The organism is Peptoniphilus indolicus ATCC 29427 (assembly GCF_000227315.1).
GTDB classification, from domain to species: Bacteria; Bacillota; Clostridia; order Tissierellales; family Peptoniphilaceae; genus Peptoniphilus; species Peptoniphilus indolicus.
Window position 1 is genome coordinate 1 of sequence record NZ_JH165115.1, and the last position, 1,318, is coordinate 1,318.

General features: G+C 25.0%; 2 protein-coding genes. One reads left to right on the plus strand and one right to left on the minus strand.

Features of this window, described 5'->3' with window-relative positions; all coding sequences use genetic code 11:
* Positions 1–836 (plus strand): Rqc2 family fibronectin-binding protein (locus HMPREF9129_RS10195; RefSeq protein WP_040553268.1); only part of this gene is annotated, 836 nt, incomplete at its 5' end.
* Positions 837–875: 39 nt separating this feature from the next.
* Here HMPREF9129_RS10195 and HMPREF9129_RS10200 read toward each other — a convergent pair.
* Positions 876–1,181, minus strand: a complete 306-nt coding sequence (locus HMPREF9129_RS10200) for a YerC/YecD family TrpR-related protein (protein ID WP_004823531.1) — start codon at positions 1,179–1,181, stop codon at positions 876–878.
* Positions 1,182–1,318: the final 137 nt, after the last annotated feature.

A 1,318-nucleotide genomic window follows, 5' to 3' on the forward strand; every position in this document is an offset into this window, starting at 1 on the left:
AAATTAAAAATCAAATAGTATCTGATAAGTCTAGTGAACTCAAAAAGAAAATCAAAAACTTAATAAATAGAGAAACTAACAAATTACAAAAACAATTAAAAGAATTTGAACAATCAAAAGATAGAGATAAATATAAAATATATGCAGATTTAATATCATCTAATCTTTATCGAATAGAACCCGGTGTAAAATCTATAGAAATTGAAAACTTTTATGATGAAATGAAACCTATAACAATTTCTATGGACAATAAAATTTCTCCACAAGCAAATGCAAATAAGTATTATAAAAAATTTGCAAAACTTAAAAATGCAAATTTAAAACTTAAAGATGAAATTGAACGAACTGAATCTTCAATTGAATATCTAAAATCTGTTTTATTTAGTTTGGAACTTAGTGAATCTTCTGATGATATAGATGAAATTCGTGAAGAACTATATGAAATGAACTATTTAAAAAAACGTAATTCAAAAAATAAAAAAGGTAAATTAAAAATCTCACAACTAACCAATGAAAATGGAGATACTATTTACTGTGGTAAAAACAATAAACAAAATGAATATTTAACTTTAAAATTCGCAGGACAAAATGATATATGGTTCCATGTTCAAAATGCACCTGGTTCACATGTTATTTTAAGAAATAATTCTGGTGATTTTCCTGAATCATCAATACTTCAAGCAGCTAAACTGGCAGCTACTAATTCATCATTAAAATCATCTAATAATATTCCTGTAGATTATACTCTAAAAAAATATGTAAAAAGACACCCTTCAAAAATACCAGGTCTTGTAACTTATACTAATTTTAAAACAATTATCATAAAAATAGATTAAAACACCCCTAAAAAGAGGTGTTTTAATTTTGTTTTTAAATTAATCTTCTTTATCTAAAAAATTTAGTTTTTCAAGAACTACTTTGTAGCCATCAGATCCATAATTTAAGCTTCTATTAATTCTTGAAATTGTTGCTGTACTTGCTCCTGTTTCAGATTCTATCTCATGATATGTTTTATTTTTTATCAATAGTTTTACTACTTGTAGTCTTTGTGCTATTGCTTGAACCTCTTTAACAGTACAAATGTCCTCAAAAAATCTATAACATTCTTCAGGCGTTTCTAAAGTTAAAATTGCTTCAAATAAGCCATCTGTCTGCTCACTTTTGATCTTTGAATTATACATATGTGACCTCCTAAGCTTTATCGCTTTTCAATTATTCTTTCGGTATTATAGTAACAATTTCACATATTAAAGTCAAGGCAAATTATACTAATATAAAGCTATATTATATATAAGTTTTATATGTAGTATATTAATTT